The organism is Nonomuraea sp. NPDC051298 (assembly GCF_055586305.1).
Genome location: NZ_JBVJIM010000001.1, coordinates 705,168 through 724,560, shown reverse-complemented (window position 1 = coordinate 724,560; position 19,393 = coordinate 705,168). Strand labels below are relative to the sequence as shown.

General features: G+C 72.4%; 17 protein-coding genes. 7 read left to right on the top strand and 10 right to left on the bottom strand.

Features of this window, described 5'->3' with window-relative positions:
* Window positions 1-50 precede the first annotated feature (50 nt).
* The 4 genes from ACZ6S0_RS03505 to ACZ6S0_RS03490 are packed head-to-tail and all read left to right on the top strand — an operon-like array spanning window position 51 to window position 4,601.
* The gene (locus tag ACZ6S0_RS03505) at window positions 51-1,364 is read left to right on the top strand and encodes an ADP-ribosylglycohydrolase family protein (protein WP_465912996.1); all 1,314 of its coding nucleotides are present in this window, start codon (window positions 51-53) and stop codon (window positions 1,362-1,364) included.
* Window positions 1,365-1,413: 49 nt separating this feature from the next.
* Entirely contained in the window at window positions 1,414-2,787 is a 1,374-nt protein-coding gene (locus ACZ6S0_RS03500) for an ABC transporter substrate-binding protein (protein WP_465912995.1), read from the top strand.
* 3 nt (window positions 2,788-2,790) lie between these two features.
* Window positions 2,791-3,729, top strand: a complete 939-nt coding sequence (locus tag ACZ6S0_RS03495) for a carbohydrate ABC transporter permease (protein WP_465912994.1) — start codon at window positions 2,791-2,793, stop codon at window positions 3,727-3,729.
* Entirely contained in the window at window positions 3,726-4,601 is an 876-nt protein-coding gene (locus ACZ6S0_RS03490) for a carbohydrate ABC transporter permease (protein WP_465912993.1), read from the top strand. The genes ACZ6S0_RS03495 and ACZ6S0_RS03490 overlap by 4 nt, the downstream gene beginning before the upstream one ends.
* A 7-nt stretch (window positions 4,602-4,608) precedes the next feature.
* On the opposite strand, the gene ACZ6S0_RS03485 is transcribed toward ACZ6S0_RS03490, so the two are convergent.
* Both ACZ6S0_RS03485 and ACZ6S0_RS03480 read right to left on the bottom strand, forming a co-directional pair.
* The gene (locus tag ACZ6S0_RS03485; protein WP_465912992.1) at window positions 4,609-5,025 is read right to left on the bottom strand and encodes a tetratricopeptide repeat protein; all 417 of its coding nucleotides are present in this window, start codon (window positions 5,023-5,025) and stop codon (window positions 4,609-4,611) included.
* A gap of 265 nt (window positions 5,026-5,290) precedes the next feature.
* The gene (locus tag ACZ6S0_RS03480; protein ID WP_465912991.1) at window positions 5,291-5,524 is read right to left on the bottom strand and encodes a hypothetical protein; all 234 of its coding nucleotides are present in this window, start codon (window positions 5,522-5,524) and stop codon (window positions 5,291-5,293) included.
* Window positions 5,525-5,551: 27 nt separating this feature from the next.
* Here ACZ6S0_RS03480 and ACZ6S0_RS03475 point away from each other — a divergent pair, with 27 nt between their 5' ends.
* Both ACZ6S0_RS03475 and ACZ6S0_RS03470 read left to right on the top strand, forming a co-directional pair.
* Window positions 5,552-6,658 (top strand): metallophosphoesterase family protein, encoded by a 1,107-nt coding sequence (locus ACZ6S0_RS03475; RefSeq protein WP_465912990.1) that lies wholly within the window; start codon window positions 5,552-5,554, stop codon window positions 6,656-6,658.
* An 82-nt stretch (window positions 6,659-6,740) separates the two neighbouring features.
* A complete protein-coding gene (locus tag ACZ6S0_RS03470; RefSeq protein ID WP_465912989.1) occupies window positions 6,741-8,309 on the top strand; it encodes a bifunctional 3'-5' exonuclease/DNA polymerase in 1,569 nt (522 codons plus the stop codon).
* Between the two features lie 21 nt (window positions 8,310-8,330).
* Here the strand turns inward: ACZ6S0_RS03470 and ACZ6S0_RS03465 are convergent, their stop codons facing one another.
* The 8 genes from ACZ6S0_RS03465 to ACZ6S0_RS03430 form a co-directional block, all read right to left on the bottom strand.
* Window positions 8,331-9,494 (bottom strand): MFS transporter, encoded by a 1,164-nt coding sequence (locus ACZ6S0_RS03465; RefSeq protein ID WP_465912988.1) that lies wholly within the window; start codon window positions 9,492-9,494, stop codon window positions 8,331-8,333.
* A gap of 251 nt (window positions 9,495-9,745) precedes the next feature.
* Complete coding sequence (locus tag ACZ6S0_RS03460; protein WP_465912987.1) at window positions 9,746-9,931, bottom strand: MOSC domain-containing protein; 186 nt, start codon at window positions 9,929-9,931, stop codon at window positions 9,746-9,748.
* A gap of 9 nt (window positions 9,932-9,940) precedes the next feature.
* Window positions 9,941-11,140, bottom strand: coding sequence for a Cmx/CmrA family chloramphenicol efflux MFS transporter (locus ACZ6S0_RS03455; protein WP_465912986.1), 1,200 nt, complete (start codon window positions 11,138-11,140; stop codon window positions 9,941-9,943).
* 57 nt (window positions 11,141-11,197) lie between these two features.
* Window positions 11,198-11,770, bottom strand: coding sequence for a TetR/AcrR family transcriptional regulator (locus tag ACZ6S0_RS03450; RefSeq protein WP_465912985.1), 573 nt, complete (start codon window positions 11,768-11,770; stop codon window positions 11,198-11,200).
* 41 nt (window positions 11,771-11,811) lie between these two features.
* Window positions 11,812-13,941, bottom strand: coding sequence for a serine/threonine-protein kinase (locus ACZ6S0_RS03445; protein WP_465912984.1), 2,130 nt, complete (start codon window positions 13,939-13,941; stop codon window positions 11,812-11,814).
* A 155-nt stretch (window positions 13,942-14,096) separates the two neighbouring features.
* On the bottom strand, window positions 14,097-15,473 hold the full coding sequence (locus ACZ6S0_RS03440; protein WP_465912983.1) for a YlbE family protein: 1,377 nt from the start codon (window positions 15,471-15,473) through the stop codon (window positions 14,097-14,099).
* Entirely contained in the window at window positions 15,470-16,822 is a 1,353-nt protein-coding gene (locus ACZ6S0_RS03435; RefSeq protein WP_465912982.1) for an FdrA family protein, read from the bottom strand. Before ACZ6S0_RS03435 ends, ACZ6S0_RS03440 begins: the two co-directional genes overlap by 4 nt.
* Window positions 16,819-17,673 (bottom strand): oxamate carbamoyltransferase subunit AllH family protein, encoded by an 855-nt coding sequence (locus ACZ6S0_RS03430; RefSeq protein WP_465912981.1) that lies wholly within the window; start codon window positions 17,671-17,673, stop codon window positions 16,819-16,821. Before ACZ6S0_RS03430 ends, ACZ6S0_RS03435 begins: the two co-directional genes overlap by 4 nt.
* Before the next feature lie 130 nt (window positions 17,674-17,803).
* Between ACZ6S0_RS03430 and ACZ6S0_RS03425 the strand changes: the two genes are divergently transcribed.
* Entirely contained in the window at window positions 17,804-19,390 is a 1,587-nt protein-coding gene (locus tag ACZ6S0_RS03425) for a PucR family transcriptional regulator ligand-binding domain-containing protein (protein ID WP_465912980.1), read from the top strand.
* Window positions 19,391-19,393: the final 3 nt, after the last annotated feature.

The following is a 19,393-nucleotide window of genomic DNA, read 5'->3' as shown; positions in this document are numbered from 1 at the left end:
CACTCCGAAGCCCTTCCCGTCACTCCGAACGTGAACCGACAGGAGCACTAATGGTGCGAAACCACCCACCACATGATCCTCGTGAGCTGCTGCGCTGGGAGCTGGCCCAGCGCGAGGAGAGCGGATTCGACCTCGGCGACCTCCCCGCGGCGGCCCGGCCCGCGGTCGACGGCGACGACCCCGCGGTGGCCCGCGCCCTCCTCGACGAGCTCGACGCCACCACCCGCGACGAGCGCTGGGCCCGCGACGAGCCGGAGGACCTCGACGGCATCCTCGCCACCCTGCCCGGCGCCGCCCCGGCGACCGCCGTCGGCGAGGCGGAGCTGCGGGACCGGATGCTCGGCGCCTGGCTCGGCCGCTGCGCGGGCTGCAACCTCGGCAAACCGGTCGAGTACGGCGACCACTGGACGGCCGCGCACCTGCGCGACTACCTGGAGCTGGCCGGCGCCTACCCGCTGCGCGACTACATCCCCGTCCTGGACCCCATGCCCGAGCGCTTCGAACTGCGCGAGTTCTGGCCCTACACCACCCGCGGCCGGATCACGGAGAGCGCGCGCGACGACGACCTCGACTACACGATCCTCGGCCTGCACATCCTCGAGACCTACGGGCTCGGCTTCGGCACCGCCGACGTCGCCGCGGAGTGGCTCGACCGGCTGCCCTACACCCAGACCTACACCGCCGAGCGGCTCACCTACCGCAACCTGGTGATCGGACTCCCGCCGGACGAGGCGGGCAAGGCCGACAACCCTCACCGGGAGTGGATCGGGGCCCAGATCCGCGCCGACGTCTTCGGCTACGTCCACCCGGGCGACCCGCGCGCCGCCGCCGAACTCGCCTACCGCGACGCCACGCTGTCCCACACCGCCAACGGCGTGTACGGGTCGATGTGGGCGGCCGCGCTGGTGGCCGCCGCGTTCACCGGCGACGCGCGGCAGGCGGTCGAGACGTCGCTGACCTGCGTGCCGCCCGGCAGCAGGCTGGCCGAGGCGATCAGGTTCGTCCTGGAGCGGCACGCGGCCGGCGTGACCTGGGAGCAGGCCAGGGCGGCCATCGAGGAGCGCTACGGCCACTACTCCTGGGTCCACACGGTCAACAACGCGACGCTCGTCGTGGCCGGGCTCCTCTGGGGCGACGGCGACTTCTCCGCCACGATCGGGCTCACCGTGCAGGGCGGCTGGGACACCGACTCCAACGGCGCCACCGCCGGCAGCGTCGCCGGGATCATCTCCGGCGCGAAGCGGCTGCCGTCGCACTGGACCGAGCCGCTCAACGACACCGCACGCAGCGCGATCCGCGGCTTCGACGGCTCCCGCATCTCCGAACTCGCCGACCGGGCCGTACGGCTGGCGATGAGCAAGTAACCAGCCACCTTCCCCGGAGACGGGCACGCCAGAACTCGGAGGCCACCCCATGTCCGAACCACTCTCCCGCCGCCGATTCCTCCAACTGTCCGGCGCGGCCGCCCTGGGCGCGACGGCCCTGGCCGCCTGCGGCTCAGGGGGCGCCGCCGGCGGCGACCAGATCACCTACTGGGGCGCGTTCCAGACCAAGGACCTCGAGAAGTACTTCAAGGAGCACTTCATCGACGCCTACAACAAAGCCGCGACCGGAGCGGACGCCCTCAAGGTGAACATGACGGTCAAGCAGATCGAGACCATCGACCGGCTCACCCAGACGGCGGTCGCCTCGGGCAGCGGCCCCGACCTCATCGCCACCTTCGGCCCGGCGCAGACCCTGAACTACGTGGGCAACGGCAACCTGCTCCCGCTGGACCCGTACGTGGAGCAGTACGGCTGGCAGGACGCCTTCCTGCCGTGGGCGCTGGACGCGGGACGGGTCGACGGCAAGCTCTACTCGCTGCCGGCCAACCTCGAGACCATGGCCGTCTTCTACAACCCGGCCACCTTCGCGCAGCACGGCTGGAAGCCGCCGACGACCCTGGCCGAGTTCGAGGCGCTCTGCCAGGACGCCAAGGGCAAGGGCATGGTCCCGGTCGGCGCGGGCAACGCGGAGTGGAAGCCCGCCACCGAGTGGGACGTGACCTGGGTCTGGAACACCTTCGCCGGACCCGAGGCGCTCTACGAGGCGCTCACCGGCGAGCGCAGGTGGACCGACCCCGTCTTCGTCGACGCGATCAACCTGCTCAAGGGCTGGTTCGACAAGGGCTGGTTCGGCGGCAGCACGGACCGCTACTTCACCAACAAGACCTCGACCGTGTACTCGCAGCTCGCGAGCGGCGGGGCGGCCCTGATCTTCAACGGGTCGTGGGCGTTCGCCGAGATCGGCCCGTACTTCGGCGAGGCCGCGGGGAACGACGCGACCTGGGACTTCGCGCCCCTGCCGTCGCTGGGCGACGGCGTGCCCGCCGGGGTGCAGCCGCTGTCGGTCGGCGCCGCCTACTCCATCAACAAGGACTGCGCGCAGCCCGCGCGGGCCGCGGACGTGCTCAACTACTTCGTCACCGACCCGGCCCGCCAACTGGGGACGCTGGCCGCGACCGGCCTGCCGCCCGCCCCCGTCAAGGTGGCGGAGAAGGACTTCCCCGCGTCCACCGACCCCCGCGTCAGGCGCCAGTACCTGGCGCTCAGCTCGGGCGCGAACATCGGCTACACGACCTGGACCTTCTGGCCACCCAAGTCGGACACCTACATCTACGAGCAGATGGAGAAGGTGCTCGTCGGCCAGCTCAGCCCGCAGGACTACTGCGCGGGCCTGGACAAGGTGTTCCAGGAGGAGCTGAAGGCCGGCCAGCGGCCGCCCGTGCCCGCTCCGACGGGGGCGTGATCCATGGCCATCCTGCAGGTCCACCGGCCCGCGGCGCCGGCCGCGCGGCCCGGCCACGCGGAGCGCCGCGCCAGGCTGCGCCGGGCCGCCGTCGGATTCGCCTTCATGGCGCCGCTGCTGGTGGTGAACGTCGTCGTCATCGCCGCGCCGGGCGCGATGTCGATCTGGTACTCGTTCACCGACTGGACCGGGCTCGGCCCGGCGAGCTTCGTCGGCCTGGACAACTACACGAACCTGCTCGGCGACCCCGAGTTCCACAACGCGCTCCTGCACAACACGCTGTGGACGCTCTTCTTCCTCACGGTGCCCATGGCGATGGGGCTGTTCGGAGCGTTCCTCCTCTCCCACATCAGACGCTTCCAGATGCTCTTCCGCGTCGCCTACTTCATCCCGTACGTCGTCGCGACCGTCGTGTCCGGCTCGATCTGGGAGAGCCTGCTCAGCCCCGACCAGGGAATCGGCGACGGGCTGGCCGCGATCGGGCTGCCCTGGCTGAAGGACGTCAACTTCCTCGGCGATCCGGACCTGGCACTGGGCACGGTCGCGTTCGTCAACACGTGGCAGTGGTGGGGGTTCCTCGTCGTGATCTTCCTGGCCTCGATGCAGGCGGTGAGCCCGCAGCTCTACGAGGCGGCCCGGCTCGACGGCGCGAACAGGTGGCGCGAGTTCTGGCACATCACGCTGCCCGGCATCAGGCCGACCCTGATGTTCCTGGGGCTGATGACCGTCATCTGGTCGTTCCTGATCTTCGACTACATCTACATCCTCACCCAGGGCGGCCCGGCGGGATCCACCGACGTGCTCGGCACCCTGCTCTATCGCAACGCCTTCGCCAACCTGCAAGCCGGCTACGCGGCGTCCATCGGCGTCGTCATGGCCCTGGTCAGCGTGATCGCGGTCTCCGGCTTCCTCTACCTGCGCCGCCGGGGGTGGGACATTTGACCACGTCGACCACTTCGACCGCTCTGACGACTCGACCGGCACGCGCCGGGGCACTGTCGCTCGGACGGTACGCGACGTACGGCGTCCTGCTGCTGCTCGCGCTCTTCGCCGTCGGCCCGATGCTGGTGTTCGCCTTCAACGCGCTGAAGACGCCGTCGGAGCTGGCCACCTCACCGCTCGGCCTCCCGGCGGCCCCCCAGTGGCACAACTTCGCCGACGCCTGGCAGGAGGCCGCCATGGGCGTCGGGCTGGCCAACAGCGTCGTGGTGGTGATCGCCACCGCGCTCGGAGTGTGCGTGATCTCCGGGTGCGCGGCCTACGCCATGGGACGGCTGCGCGTGCCCGGCAGCAACTTCCTCATCTTCTACCTGCTGGTCACCTCGGCGCTGCCGATCCAGCTCTTCCTGGTGCCGCTGTTCTACCTGTGGACCAACCTCGGGCTCTACGACAACCTGCTCGGCCTGATCATCATCTACTGGGCGGTGTTCAGCCCGTTCGCCACGCTCCTCATCCGCTCGTACATGGTCGGACTGCCCAAGGAGTACGAGGAGGCCGCCAGGCTCGACGGGGCGGGCGAGTGGAAGGTGTTCGCCCGCGTGGTGCTGCCGATGGTCTGGCCGGGCTTCCTGACGGCCGCGCTGGTGGCGGGGCTGTCGGCGTACAACGAGTTCCTGCTCGCCGTGACCTTCATCCAGAGCGCGGACAAGATGCCCGTCTCCACCGCGTTCTTCGCGTTCAAGTCCGGCTACACCCAGGACTACACGCTCATCAGCGCCGGTGGCCTGATCATGGTCATCCCGGTGCTGGTCGCCTTCCTCCTGCTGCAGCGCCGGTTCATCGAGGGCTACATCTCGTCGGGGATGACGGGCTGATCTGCGGTCAGTCGGGCGGCGGGGGGACGCGGTCGACCTCGGCGTGGGTGGCGGCGGCGTCGCTGTAGCGGTGCAGGGCCTCCAGGGCGGCGGCCAGGCAGCCGAGTGAGACGATCAGCGGCGCGCCGCCGATTGGGCGGGTGAGCGCCACCGCCTCCTCCGCCAGCGGCAGGGCCTCCGCCGCCCGGCCCCGCCCGAGCAGCAGCTTCGCGGCCGTGAGCAGGCATCGGGAGAGGAGCACGGTGTAGTCGCCCGGCGACCGCCGGGCCAGCGCCCGGCTCCGCGTGATCGCCTCGCTCGCGCTCTTGAGCGCCGCGCGGCCGCCCCAGCGGGGCCGGGTCACGGCGAACGCGAGCAGACCCTCGATGGCCTCCACGTCGGAAGTGCCTTTTCTGGTCCGGTCGTCCGGGCCTTTCCGGGTCACGGGAGCCTCCCCTCGGCGGTCCCAACCGCTTGTTTGGGGGGTGAGGGTACACCATGGCGAACCTTCTGTGTTCCCCGCGGTACGCAGCGTTTCGGATGCGCGAATGGAAGATCACGGTAAAGATGTGGACATGGTGGAAGTCGCGGCCGAGCGCGGGAAGCAGCACTCCTCCCGCGTGTCGGAGGAGGGCGCCGGGTGGGCGTGCTCGCAGACGGGTACGTTCGCGCAGCTCAGGCCCAATGCCCAGGGATTCAGTTGGCTGAATTTACGGACGCTCTGGCTCTCTCGCAACGAGATCCTCGCGGGGTTGTTCGGCGATCCTTCGGGGGAGGTGCGGGCGCGGTGGGTGGCGGCCCAGGAAGCGCGCGGGATTGATCTGGAATTTCGCATCAAGCCAGCCATTGGGGGAAATTTCAGTTTTCTTCTGCTGGGCGATACCGGAGAAGGCGACGCCTCCCAGTACGCCGTCGTCCCCGGCCTGCTGAAACTGGGCGAACATACATCCTTCGCCATCATCGCCAGCGACGTGATCTATCCCACGGGATCGGGCAACGACTACGGGGACAAGTTCTTCCGCCCGTACCAGGACTACGACGCCCCCATCTACGCGATCCCCGGCAACCACGACTGGTACGACGGGCTGGGCGGGTTCATGCGGGTCTTCTGCGACGCGCCGCCGCTCAGGCCGAAGCCGGACCGGGGGCTGCGCGGGCTGCTGTGGCGCAAGCCGGAGGCCATCGACGAGGCGCGGCTGGCCGAGGCGCGGGCGCTGCGCGGCAGGCCGTCGCAGCAGGCGGGCGGGCAGGCGGCGCAGCCGGGGCCGTACTGGGTGATCGAGAACGACAGCCTGCTCGTCGTGGGCGTCGACACCGGCATCAGGAACGTCATCGACAGGGCCCAGACCGCGTGGCTGCGCCGGGTGTCGCTCGATCCCCGGCCGAAGCTCCTCGTGACCGGCAAGCCCATCTACACCGGGAACGCGTACAAACCATCGCCGCTGGAAGAAGGCGGGACGATCGACGACATCGTGCGTGACCCGGCCCACCGGTACGTCGCGGTCATCGGCGGCGACGTGCACAACTACCAGCGCTATCCGGTCAAGGTGGGCGACCGGGTGATCCAGTACATCGTCTCGGGCGGCGGCGGGGCGTTCATGCACGCGACGCACACCATCCAGCGGGTGGACGTGGCGGGCGTGCACGAGGACGACTTCAAGTGCTACCCGCTGCGCGGCGACTCGCTGTCGTTCTACAGCCAGCTCTACGCCAAACGGTTGCGGATGCGGTGGCTCTACCTGACGCCGTCCGAGGCGCTGCGCGTCATGTCGGAGCACATCAAGAACGCGCCCGCCAGGAACCCGGGGGCCGACGTCCGGATCACCCGCCGCATGCGGTGGGCGGCGCGGCTGCTCGGGGCCTGGCCGTGGCCGCTGCGGCTGCCGGTGGACCGGGTGTTCCACCGCTACCTGTCCGAGCTGTCCGACTGGGACACGCCGCCGTTCTTCAAGCAGTTCCTGCACGCCACGGTGACGCCGGATGAGCTGACCCTGCGCTGCTTCGCGGCCACCGGCTGCCTGGGGCAGGAGCTGGAACCGCCGCTGGAGGACGAGGTGCGCATCAGCCTGGCGCCCTGACCGGCGGCCGGGGTTACGGCGCGCCGTCACCCCGGGGCCCTGACCTACGGTTCTGTCGGCGGCGTTTGGCACTCTTGACCACGTGTACGTGGTGGTCGCAGGAGAGACGGTGCTGCCGGTCGGGGGCACCGCGCGCCGTCCCGCCGACCTGGGCGCGGCGGTGCGCGAGCTGGAGGCGGCCGAGCGGCCGCGGTGGGTGTGGGCCGACGCGCGAGAGACGTACCCGCCGCTGCTGGAGCGGGGCGTACGCGTCGCGCGCTGCCACGACCTCGCGCTCACCGAGGGCCTGCTGCTGGCCTACGAGGGCCGCTACGGCGAGCCCCGCTCGGCGCGGGCCGCGCACGCCAGGCTGCACGGCCTGCCGGTGCCGGAGGAGCGGCCGAGCGAGCCGGGCACGCTGTTCGCGCCCGAGCCGCTCGGCGCGCAGGCCGTCGCCGAGGTGCTGGCCGACCAGCTCCGGCGCATCGCCGCGCTGCCCGAGCCCGGCCGGTTCCGGCTGCTGGTGGCGGCCGAGTCGGCGGGGGCGCTGGTCGCCGCCGAGATGGCGCACGACGGCATGCCGTGGCGGCGCGACGCGCACGACGCGCTGCTGACCGAGCTGCTCGGGCCGCGTCCCGTGCACGGCATGCGCCCGGTCAAGCTGCAGGCGCTGGCCGACGAGGTGGCGGCGGCGTTCGGGCGTCCGGTCAACCCCGACTCCGTGCAGCAGCTCGTCAAGGCGTTCAGGGGGGCGGGGGTGGCGCTGAAGACGACCAGGTCGTGGGAGCTGAAGCAGATCGACCACCCGGCGGTGGCGCCCCTGCTGGCCTACAAGGAGCTGGCGCGGCTGTTCAGCTTCCACGGATGGGTGTGGGCCGACCAGTGGGTGCGCGGGGGGCGGTTCCGGCCGGAATACGTGGTGGGCGGGGTCGTGTCCGGGCGGTGGGCCACCAACGGGGGCGGGGCCCTGCAGATCCCCAAGGTGATGCGGCGGGTGGTGGTGGCCGACGACGGATGGCGGCTCGTCGTGGCCGACGCGGCGCAGCTCGAACCGCGGGTGCTGGCCGCGATGGCCGGTGACGTGGGGCTGGCCAAGGCGGCAGGGGAGATCGACCTGTACTCGGCGCTGGCACAGTCGTTCGGCGGGGAGCGCGCCAACGCCAAGATCGCGATGCTGTCCGCCATGTACGGCGGCACCAGCGGCGACGCCTCGAAGCTGCTGGCCGTGATGCGGCAGCGCTTCCCGAAGGCGTACCAGTTCGTCGAAGACGCGGCCAAGGCGGGGGAGGACGGGCGGATCGTCCGGTCGTGGCTGGGGCGCACCAGCCCGCCTCCGTCGGAGCGGTGGCGGGAGCTGGTGTCGGGGCCCGAGGGCGGGCGCGCGGCCCGCGACCGGGGGCGCTTCACCCGGAACTTCGTGGTGCAGGGCACCGCGGCGGAGTGGGCGCTGGCGCTGCTGGCCGTGCTGAGGGGGCGGCTGCCCGAGCCGGCCCGGCTGGTGTTCTTCCAGCACGACGAGGTGATGGTGCACTGTCCTGAGGCGCTGGCCGACGACGTGATCGCGGCCGTGGCGGCGTCGGCGGCCGAGGCCAGCAGGCTGCTGTTCGGGCAGAGCCCGGTGCGCTTCCCGATGGAGGCGGTGGCGGTCGCCTCCTACGCCGACGCCAAGTGAGCCCGGCGGGGGTTGTGGGCGTCAGGTGTGGTGGGGGCGGCGGGTGGCGGCGAGCCAGAGGGCGGCCAGGGCGACCATGACGCCGACCACCAGGCCGAGCATGCCGAACCCCAGCCAGCCCACGATCGCGCCCGCCACGATCGTGCCCGTGGCGCCGCAGACGTTCATGAGCAGGTCCGACAGTCCTTGCACGGCGGGCCGCCGGTCGAGCGGGACCGACTCCGTGACCAGCGCCGAGCCCGCCACCAGCCCGCACGACCAGCCCAGCCCCAGCAGCACCAGTGCCGCCGTCACCTGCCACACCCGGTGCCCCGCCGTGCCCGCCAGGGCGGCGGCGCTCAGCAGCAGGGCCATGCCGAGCAACAGCACCGGCACCTTGCCCGCCTTGTCGGCCAGCCAGCCCACGACGGGTGACATCACGTACATCCCGGCGATGTGCAGGCTGATCACCAGGCCGATGACGTCCAGGTTCGAGCCGTCGTGGTGGAGCTTGACCGGAGTCATGGACATGACGGAGACCATGGCCGTGTGGCTGACGGCGATCATGACGAGGGCGCGGCGGGCCATCGGCGTGGCACGCAACGTCTGCCAGGCCGTACGGACCGTCCGGCCCCGCCCCGCGTCCGCGTCCCGCTCGCCGGTCACCTCGCGGGCCAGCGTGAGCGGGTCGGGACGGAGGAACCCGACGATGACGACCAGCGCGAGGGCGAACGCCAGCGCCGCGAACGCGAACGGCCCCGCCTTCTCCACCAGCCCGAGCCGCATGCCGATCTGGTCGGCGGGCTTGGCCAGGTTGGGGCCCGCCACGGAGCCGATCGTGGTGGCCCAGACGACCAGCGACAGGTGCCGGGCCGAGCGGTCGCGGGGCGACAGGTCGGTGGCCGAGTAGCGGGCCGCCAGCCCGGCGGCGCTGCCGCCGCCCACCAGGACGAGCCCGACCAGCAGCAGGGGCCACGTCCGCAGGCTGATGGCCAGCACCGAGATCGCGCAGCCCGCCAGCGCCGCCACGTACGCGAGCGACAACCCCGCCCGCCGCCCGCTCCGGCCGGACGCCCTGGCCGTCGGCAGGGCCAGCAGCGCCGCGCCGAGCACGGTGGCCGTGCCCGCGAAGCCGCTGATCACGGTGGAGCCCGACAGCTCGTCCACCACCACGGAGCTGAGCGCCAGCCCGACGGCGACTCCCACGCCACCCACGATCTGCGCCGCTGACAGGACCACCAGGGTGCGGCGCTGGACGTGCCGAATCCGGTCAGAGGAGGAGACAGCGGGCTTTGTGGGGGCATTGGTCACCCGTGAAGTCTCGCATAGCTCCTAACACCCCCCAAAGGGGATGTAGACCTCTTTGATCGGGAAAGGTGACTTTCCCGCACATCACGCCGATTTCCTCACGGCACGACTTCCCTCACGGCGCGGCTTCCTTCGCCGCGCGATCTCTCTCACAGCACCACGACGGGGTCGCCCTGCGCGATGCGGCCGGGCCCGTCGGGGATCAGGTTGACGCCGAACCAGACCTTGCCGTCGCGCTTGCGGTGTCGCGACAGCGTCCTGATCGGCTCCTTGCCCTTGCGGTAGGTCGTCGTGTCGACCGTCGTCAGCACGCAGCGGTCGCAGCCCTTGGCCACGCGGAGGCTTCACACGGCAGACCGTATCTCAGCGATCTCGGCGGACTCCGGCGCGGGCGAGTCCCCGCGGTGCAGGGCCGCGGCGAGCGCCACGGCCGCCAGGGCGACCACGCCGATCGCGGCGCCGACCCAGGCCACGGAGGGGTAGCCGAGTCCGGCGTCGATGGCCACGCCGCCGAGCCACGGGCCGACGGTGATGCCGACGTTGAAGGCGGCGACGTTCACCGCGGCGGCCAGCGTGGGGGCGTTCTTGGCCAGCGTGAAGGGGCGGGAGCTGACCACCGGGTTGGTGCCGAACCCGAACAGGCCGAGCAGGAAGATCAGCGGGATGGCGAGCAGCGCGACGGAGGCCGACAGGGCCAGCGCGGCCGAGGTCAGGACGAGGCCGACGACCCCGACGGACAGCACCGCGAACGGCCGCGCGTCCGCGATCCGGCCGCCGACGGTGATCCCGATCAGCGAGCCCACGCCGTACAGGGCCAGGACGGCGGGCACCCAGGCCGCGTCCAGGCCGGTGGCGTCCGTCAGGAACGGGCTCAGGTAGCTGAAGGAGGCCAGCAGCGCGCCTATGGTCAGCGCGGTGGTGGCGTAGGCGAGCCAGAGCCGGGGCAGGCGCATCGCGCGCAGCTCGACGGAGACGCGCGGCACGGCCCCCGCGGCGGGACGGCCGCCCGGAATCGTGGCCAGCACGCCGATGCCGGCCAGCGCCGACAGGCCGGCGACCGCCCAGAACGCGGCCCGCCAGCCCAGGTGCTGGCCGATCACCGTACCGGCGGACAGGCCGACGATCGTGGCCACGGTCAGCCCGCCGGCCAGCACGCTCATGGCCCTGGCGCGGGCGTTGGCGGGCACCAGGCCCATCGCGGCGCTGGTGGCCACGGCCCAGAATCCGGCGTACACGAAGGCGCCCGCCACGCGCGTGGCGAACAACACCGCGTAGCTCGACGTCAGCGCGCCCGCGACGTGCGTGAGGGCGAAGATCGCCAGGAACGCGAGCAGCACCGTACGGCGGGGCAGGCGCAACGTGACGACGGCCAGCACCGGCGCGCCCACCAGCATTCCCATCGCGAACGCCGAGATCAGCAGCCCCGCGTCCGGCACGGACACCCCGAGGTCTCTGGCCAGCTCGGGGAGCAGTCCGGCCAGCATCAGCTCAGAGGTGCCCTGAGCGAAGATCGAAATGCCCAGTATGTAGACGGCCAACGGCATGGAGACACTCCTCGGACAGTTTTAGATTGATCAGTTCAAAATCAGGGCGCGAAAAATTCAGAAGGCGGCCAGTGCGACGTTCGCGATCGACTCGAGCGTGGCCAGGTCGGCCCCGCCGCGTGCCGCGACGCGCAGGCCGCCGATCGTGGTGGAGACGAAGTGGGCCAGGGCCAGCGGGTCGTGCGTGGTGCCGAGTTCGCCGCGCGCGCGGGCGGTCTCGATCGCGGCCCTGAACGTCTGGATCCGGCTGTCGTTGTTGCGGCGCAGCAACTCCGAGATCTCCGGATCGTGCGGGCCCAGCTCGACCAGCGCGTTGATCACCATGCAGCCCGCCGGGTCGTCCGGATCGGGATCGATCGCCCATCGCAGCACCGTGCGGATCTTCTCCTGGATGGGCAGCTCGCTCTCCATCAGCTCGACGAGTTGCGCGTTCTGGCCGGCCATGTAGTGGCGTAGCGCACGCTCGTACAGGTCGTGCTTGCTCGCGAACGTGTTGTAGATGCTGCTGCGGCCGAGGCCGGTCGCGGTGCACAGGTCCTGCGTCGAGGTGGCCTCGTAGCCGGCGTCCCAGAACGCCAGCATGGCAGCCTCGACCGCCCGTTCCTCCTCGAACTTCCTCGGTCGCGCCACGACCGGTACGCTACACGTTCTGTACAGATCAGTTCAATATCTCAGTGGGCCTGCCGGAACGTGTCCAGGAACACCCTGCGGGTGCCGGCCTGGTCGTCCCACTTCAGCTCGGGCAGGTCGAACGTGATCTTGTACGCTGTCTCGTCGTCGACCGAGACGTACCTGGTGAGCGCGTGCATGGGGACGCCGTTGCCGGTCGTGTAGGTGTACTCCCAGTCGGCGGCCGGCCGGCCCCGGTGGTCCACGGCCTGCAACCGCACCTGGATGTAGCTCTCCAGCCCGCCTTCCGCCTCCTGGCGGCCCAGCTCCGCGAGGCCGCCGTCGGCCTGCGGGCCGGCCCGTTCGACGAGGACGCGCATGCCGGAGTCCTTCGGCCCGCTGAACGTCGCCACGCCGTCAGCCGTGGCGAGCTTCCAGTCCTCCGGCACGGCGGCGGCGAACCCGGTGCCGGCGTGCTCGGTGTAACCGGCGGGCACGGGGGAGGGGTCCGTCGGCCGCACGGCCGCGGGGCTCTCGGCGGTGCCGGACGTGGTCGCGGGCGGCGACTCGGCGGAGCCGCCGGACAGGACGCCGGAGAGGACGCCGGAGAGGATGATCGCCACGGCGCCCACGACGACGGCCACGGCCAGCAGGGCGCTGACGATCGTGAGCGGCGTGGGACGGCCGCCGCGCACCCAGGGGCCGTCGTCGTCCTCCCTCCGGCGGCTCTTCCCTGTGCGGGGGCCGGTGCCGGGCAGCGTCGCCGGGCGGCCGCGGCCGACGTCGTCCGACAGGCCGCGCGACTGCTCCCGCAGGTCGTCGGCCGAGGCCAGCGGCCACGGGGTGGCCCCGCCGGTCCTGCCGGTCCCGCCGGAGGTGCGGCTGTCGCTGGTCAGGGGCAGGATCGGCGGCGGATGGGGGCCCCGAGGCGCGTCGAGGTCGTTGTCGGGATCACGGCCGATCCTGGGCCCCGTGGGCGCGCCGAAGGACGGCTGAGGGCCCGAGGCGCTCGCCAGGGAGTCGTATGGGCCTGAGGTGCTCGCGAGTGAGTCGTATGGACCTGAGCTGCTCGCCAATGAGTCGTACGGGCCTGAGGTGCTTGCCAGGGAGTCGTACGTGCCGGAGGTGTTCGCGAGCGGGTCGATCGGCCGGCCGGTCGCCGGGTCGTACGGCACCCGTACCGGCCCCGAGGGGGTCTCCACGATCCGCGAGGGCATCGGCCCCGACGGGGTGTCCAGCGGCGGCAGCAGCCCGGCGGGCGTGGGGTCGACCGGGCTGGGCAGCACCTCGGGGGTAGGCGGCCTGGGCGCGCCGTGCGCCCGCAACACCGTCTCCAGCAGCTCGATGACCTGGGCAGAGGTCAGCCGTTCCGCCGGGTTCTTGCGCAGCAGGCCCTCGATCACCGGCAGCAGCGACCCGGCGCGCTGCGGCCTGATCGGGTCCTGCGTGAGGACGGAGCCCAGCACCGCCACCGGGTCGGGCCCCTCGTACGGCGGCCGCCCCTCGACGGAGGTGTACAGGGTGGCCCCGAACGACCACAGGTCGGCCGCCTGCGTGATCGGCCGGCCGGACAGGCGCTCCGGCGGGATGTACGCGGGCGACCCCATGAGCAGCCCGGTCTGCGTGATCGTGACGTCGCCCTCGATGGCCGCGATGCCGAAGTCGGTCAGCACCACCCGGTCGGAGGTCAGCAGCACGTTGCCCGGCTTGATGTCGCGGTGCAGGATCCCGGCGGCGTGGGCGTGCATGAGGGCGTCCAGCACCCGGATGCCGATCTCGGCGGCCTGGATCACCGGCAGCGGCCCGCTCTGGCGTACGGCCTGCTCCAGCGACCACGCCCGGACCAGTTCCATCACGATCCAGGGGCGGCCGTCCTCCTCGACCACGTCGTGCACGGTCACGATGCCGGGATGGGTCAGCCGCGCGGCGGATCGGGCCTCGCGCAGCATGCGCCGGTGCGCCACCTGTTTGCCCGCGTGGTCGAGCCCGTACGGGAGGATCAGCTCCTTGACCGCCACGTCGCGGTCGAGCAGCACGTCGTGGGCGTGCCACACCATGCCCATGCCGCCCCTGCCGACCGGCGACATCAGCCGGTAGCGCCGTCCCACGAGCCGGCCCTGGCCGCCCTGCGGCGGGCCTCCCGCGGCACCTCCTTCTGGGCCGGGTCCGCTGAGCAAGCGGTCGGCTGCCATGTTCCCGCCCCCATCTCGCCTCATCCGTCACGTGCGTTCATCACGCTACTTGCAGATTGTGGAGGATCGACACGATATCTGCGGGGAATGCACAAGGGAAGGTGAAGTCGCTTTACAGCGGCTCTGACGTGCTGAAATATCGCAAATAAAATTGATCACTTACTCAGATCGGCCAGCGCGCGCAGAGCATCGGTGAACGCCTCGACCGGCGGTTCGACCAGGCCCGCGCCGACCTGGCCAGTGCCCGCGACGCGGCCCGCGATCCCCGTGTTGACCACCGGCAGCAGGCCCGTACGCGCCACGAGCGTGAGGTCGATGCCGACTGGCGTGCCCCGGAATCCGAGGCCGGGGATCTGGTAGGCGGGGTGCTCGGTGAGCGTGATCTCGTACATGGAGCGGGTGGCCCGTACCGCGTCCTCGACCTCGCCGCCGACGAACCGGACGATCGCCGGCGAGGCCGCCATCGCGAACCCGCCCAGCCCCGACGTCTCGGTGATCGTGGAGTCGCCGATGTCCGGGTTGGCGTCGGCCGGGCCGTACGAACCCAGGTAGAGCCCGTCGGGCACCCCCGCGGGGCCGGTGAACCAGCGCCCGCCCAGCCCCGACACCTGCACGCCGAAGTCGGTGCCGTTCCTCGCCATCGCGACGACCAGCGAGGAGCCGGGCACGTCGCGGGCCGCGTCGGTGCTGACCTTGGCCGCGGCCATGCCGGCGTTGAGGAAGAAGTGGTCGTTGCCGCCGATGAACCGCAGCACGCCGGCGGCCTCGCCGGGGGCCGCCTCCACCACGGCCGGGGCCAGCTCGCGCAGCAGGAGCGAGGTGGCGGCCCGGTTGCGGTTGTGCAGCTCGTCGCCCATCTGCAGGGCCTGCGCGATCAGCGAGCGCAGGTCGATCGGGCCCGTACGCTCCAGCGCCGCCGCCAGGGCCGGGCCGAGCACGCGGTCCATCCAGCGCAGCCGGTCGAGGACCTCGGGGCCGTACGCGCCGTACCTGAGCACCTTGCCGAGTCCCTCGTTCAGCGAGCAGTAGGCGGTGCCGCCGTGCTCGTCGTCGCGCACCTCGAACAGCCACATGGACGGGCTCACCACGCCCGCCATCGGGCCCACGGCGGCGTGCTCGTGACAGGGGCTCAGCGTGACCGCGCCCGCCGCGAGCGCCTCGCCTGCCTCGTGCTCGTCCGCGGCCAGGCCCTCCAGCACCATCGCGCCGATCAGCGCGCCGCGCATGGGGCCCGAGGCGCGTTCCCACGTGATCGGCGGGCCCGCGTGCAGGAACGTGCCCGCCTCCAGCACCTCCGACGCCCGCCGCACGCCCACCAGGTGCGGGCGCGCGGAGACCAGCCTGCCCACGGCCAGCTCGTTGGCCGCCTCCCTGCGCGGATCGGACAGCACCCGCTCCAGCGCCTGCGCGGTGCCGGGCAGCGGCGGACGCCACTCGACCGGCACCGTCGCGACGGCCTGCGCGCGCAGCGCCTCGTCCAGCAGCCCCGTGCCGACGGTGATCACGCGGGGGGCGGAGTTGAGCAGGGTCACAGGAGGCTCCTCGCGTGGCGGGCGGCCTGGGCGTTGGAGGTGAAGACGGCCGCGCCCGCCTCGCGGAAGGCCGCGGCCTGCCGGTGCAGGTCCTGCGGGTCGCCCTCGGTGCCGATCAGGGCGATCACGACCGTGGCCGGCGTACGGGCGACCGCGTGCGCCAGCGAGGCCGCCGGGTCGGGGTCGGCGCCGTGGCCGAGCACGACGTCCATGAGCACCACGTCCCGCTCACAGGCCCGGCCCAGGGCCTCCACCCGCAGCGCCGGATCGATCATCGGATGCGCCCTGCCCCTGGTGTAGGCGTCGTCGCCGAAGTCCACGAAGTCGCCGCTCCCGGCCAGCAGCGCCGCCTCCGCGCTCAACGTGCCACCGGCGTACAGGCCCCTGATCCGCTCGGGCGCGGGACGCGTACCGCGCCAGGCGGGCCACGACGGCCACTCGGGGACGGGCCGGCCGAGCGCGCGCAGCGCCTGCTCGGTCGCCTGGGTCAGGTCGGGCGTCCCTTCCCCGAGCAGGGCCAGGACCACGGGCGTGCGCGGCGGCTCCGCCTCCAGGGCCCGCGCCACCTCGGGGTCGGGCGGCTTGGAGACCAGCACGATCAGCTCGGTCGCCGGGTCGTCGTCCAGCATGCGCAGCGCGCGCCGCGTGGACAGGCCGCCCACCTCGGCCGACAGGTCGCGCCCGCCCACCCCGAGCACGTGGCTGACGCCCGTGCCCGCCCAGTCGAGCAGGCACGTCACCTGCTGCGCGCCCGTGCCCGACGCGGCCACCACCCCGACCGGGCCGGGGGACAGGACGTTCGCGAAGCCCAGACCGGCCCCGGCGATCACGGCGGTGCCGCAGTCCGGCCCCATGACCAGGACGTCCCTGGCCTCGGCCAGCTCCTTGAGCAGGCGCTCGCGCTCGACGGGCACGCCGTCGCTGAAGATCATGACCGGCAGCCCGGCCTCGACGGCGTCCAGGGCCTCGAAGAAGGCGTACTCGCCGGGCGTGGAGATCAGGACGAGGTCGGCGGGCCCGCGGGCGGCGGCGGAACGGGTGGTCAGCGGCGGCTGGTCCCCGGGCGCGGCGTGCGCGCGGGAGGAGGAGGCGGCCAGCCGCCGGTCGGCCTCCCGGACGGCCGCGTCCGTGTCGCGGGCCCGTACGGCGATCACCAGGTCGCCCGGACCCGCCTCCTGAACGCCGAAGCCCAGCTCCCGCAGGATCGAGACGTTGAGGTCGGTCGCCATCGCGACCATGGCGGCCTGCACGCCGGGCAGCTCCGTCAGCGCGCGGCTGACCCGCATGAGGGTGACCGAGTCGTGGTAGGCGCCCCTCCGTACGAGCACCGCCTGCGGCAGGCCGTTCACCGGCCACCGCTCAGCGACAGCACCGCCCGTACGCCGATGGTGACGCCCTGGGCCAGGTCGGCGCCCGAGGTGTGACCGAGGCGGTGCAGGCGGCGCAGGGCCGGTTCGAGCGCCTGCCGTCCGGCGACGCCGCGCAGCACCGCGATCACCTCGGGGCTGGCCTCGCCCTTGGCCGCGCAGTGCAGGAGCGTGGCCGAGATCGGCGTCGTACGGGTGCGGGCGTCGTACGTGACGGTCGCCGCCAGCCAGTCGGCCAGCCAGACCGCCCGTCGTGTGCCCGCCGCCGCGCCCAGATGCCGCAACGCCACCAGCAGCCCCGCCAGCACGTCGTCACCGCTCGGCGTCAGGCCGGGCCCGAGGCCGACGAGCCGCTCCGCCGCCGTCACCACACCCAGCAGCCAGCCCTTCGCGCAACTGTCGGCGAGCAGCTCCACGGCGGCGTCGCCCGCCAGCCCCGCCCCCGGCGGGTCGCCCAGCACGGCCGCCACCTGCGCCAGCCGGTCCCGATCCACCCGGCCCAGCGGCGGCGAGGGGTCCCACCAGCGGCGCACGCCCAGGCTCAGCGGGCCCAGGTCGATCACCCGGTCGCCCACCGAGGCTTCGTCACCCACCGTGACGTGCGGCAGCGGGGTGGCCAGCAGTACGGAGTTCGGCAGCCGCGTCGCCTCACCGGTGATGACGGCGATCACCGTAGGCTCCACATCGGTCCTGACCTCGAGATAAATCCCCTCGGCGAACGTCGCCAGGACGCGGGCGGGACGACGCTGGCCCTCCAGCACGGGCCGCACCGCCGTGCTGGCCGCGCCCGTGACGTGGGCGCGGGTACGCCGCGCATGAGTACTGACGGTCACCTGACCTCCCAACCGACCTTGGACCTGACCGTAGAACGACCGTTGAACCCTCCGTACGGGTAAATTTGCCAACAGTGAGCGGGAAGGTTGGCTCTTCCTGACAGACCGCTTCCGGGGTCACAATCTCCCCATGGAACCCCCCGTCCGCCTCGCCAGCACCGGCACGATCATTCACGGCGTGTCCGTCGAGGAGGTGCTCGGCGTGTCCACCCTCGCCGAGGCCAGGCTGATCGCGGGGGAGAGCGGGCTGGGCCGCATCGTGCAGCGGCTCAACGTGATGGAGGTGCCCGACATCCTGCCCTGGGTCAAGCCGCACGAGCTGCTGCTCACCACCGGCTACCCGCTGCGCAACACCCCGCAGTCGCTCGGCCGGCTGGTCGCCGACCTGGACGAGCGCGGCCTGGCCGCCCTGGCCATCAAACTCGGCCGGTACGTGGACAAGCTGCCCGACGAGATGACCGAGCAGGCCGACCGGCTCGGCTTCCCCCTCATCCTGCTGCCGAACGACGTCGGCTTCGACGACATCCTCAACCAGGTGCTCACCGACATACTCAACCGCCAGGCCGCCGTGCTCGCCCGCGCCGAGGAGGCCCACCGGGCGCTGGTGCAGGTGGTGCTGGCCGGGGGCGGGCTCGACGAGGTCACCGCCGAGGTGGCCACGCTCCTCGACGTGTCCGTGGCCGCCGTGGACGGCTCCGGCCGGGTGCTGGCCACCGCCGGTCCCGCCGACCACGTGACCGTCCTGTGCGAGTCGATCTCCAGCGAGGGCCCGCCGGGACGGGTACGCGCGTTCGCCTCCGTGCCCGTCCTGGCCGGCGGCCACCACCACGGCAGGATCGTGGCCTACAGCCCGTCGGGAGCCATCAGGGACAGCGACGTCGGCATCCTCGAACGCGCCGCCACCGTCGCCGCGCTCGTCGTCACCCGGCAGGAGGCGGTCAACGCCGTCGAGAGCAAGTACCGCGCCGACTTCCTGCGCGACGTGCTCACCGGACGGGCCGGCGCGGCCGACCGGGTGACCGCCAGGGCCGGGGCGTTCGGGTGGGACCTGGCGCGGCCGGTGGTCGTCCTGGTCGCCGAGCTGGACCCCGACGGCGACGAGCGCAGCGCCCAGGACCGGCTGGTGTCGTGCTGGACCGCCGCCATCCGCAGGCACGACCCGCAGGGGGCGGTGGCGGGGTTCTCGCACGAGGTGGTGGCCGTCGTGGGCGCCGCCACCGACGCCGCCAGGGTGGCCAGGGACGCCGCCGCGGCCTTCCTCGACGTGCCGCCCGCCACGTTCTCGACCGGCACCTCGCGGCCGAGCCCGGGGGCGGAGACGCTGCCGGAGGCGTACTCGCAGGCGCTCAAGGCCGCCCGGGTGGGCCGCCAGCTCCACGGGCCGGGGGCGGTGGCCCACTTCGACCAGCTCGGGGTGTACCGGCTGCTGTCGCTGGTGAACGACACCGACGAACTGCACGCGTTCGTCCGCGAGACGCTCGGGCCGCTCGCCTCCGACGACGACGCCGAGAACGCGGACCTGCGCCGTACGCTGCAGGCGCTCCTGGAGACCAACCTCAACGTGGCCGAGACGGCGCGGCGGCTGCACTTCCACTACAACACGCTGCGCTACCGCATCGGGAAGCTGGAGCGGCTGCTCGGCACCTTCACCGACGACCCGCACCTGCGCCTCAACCTCACGCTGGCCCTTCACGTGCTGCGCATGCGGGGGATCTGACCG

Excerpts from the sequence above, each read along its gene's own strand:
- ACZ6S0_RS03505 (WP_465912996.1), top strand. The coding sequence starts at position 51 with ATGGTGCGAAACCACCCACCACATGATCCTCGTGAGCTGCTGCGCTGG.
- ACZ6S0_RS03500 (WP_465912995.1), top strand. The coding sequence starts at position 1,414 with ATGTCCGAACCACTCTCCCGCCGCCGATTCCTCCAACTGTCCGGCGCG.
- ACZ6S0_RS03495 (WP_465912994.1), top strand. The coding sequence starts at position 2,791 with ATGGCCATCCTGCAGGTCCACCGGCCCGCGGCGCCGGCCGCGCGGCCC.
- ACZ6S0_RS03480 (WP_465912991.1), bottom strand. The coding sequence starts at position 5,524 with ATGTTCGCCCAGTTTCAGCAGGCCGGGGACGACGGCGTACTGGGAGGC.
- ACZ6S0_RS03455 (WP_465912986.1), bottom strand. The coding sequence starts at position 11,140 with ATGCCGTTGGCCGTCTACATACTGGGCATTTCGATCTTCGCTCAGGGC.
- ACZ6S0_RS03445 (WP_465912984.1), bottom strand. The coding sequence starts at position 13,941 with ATGGCAGCCGACCGCTTGCTCAGCGGACCCGGCCCAGAAGGAGGTGCC.
- ACZ6S0_RS03425 (WP_465912980.1), top strand. The coding sequence starts at position 17,804 with ATGGAACCCCCCGTCCGCCTCGCCAGCACCGGCACGATCATTCACGGC.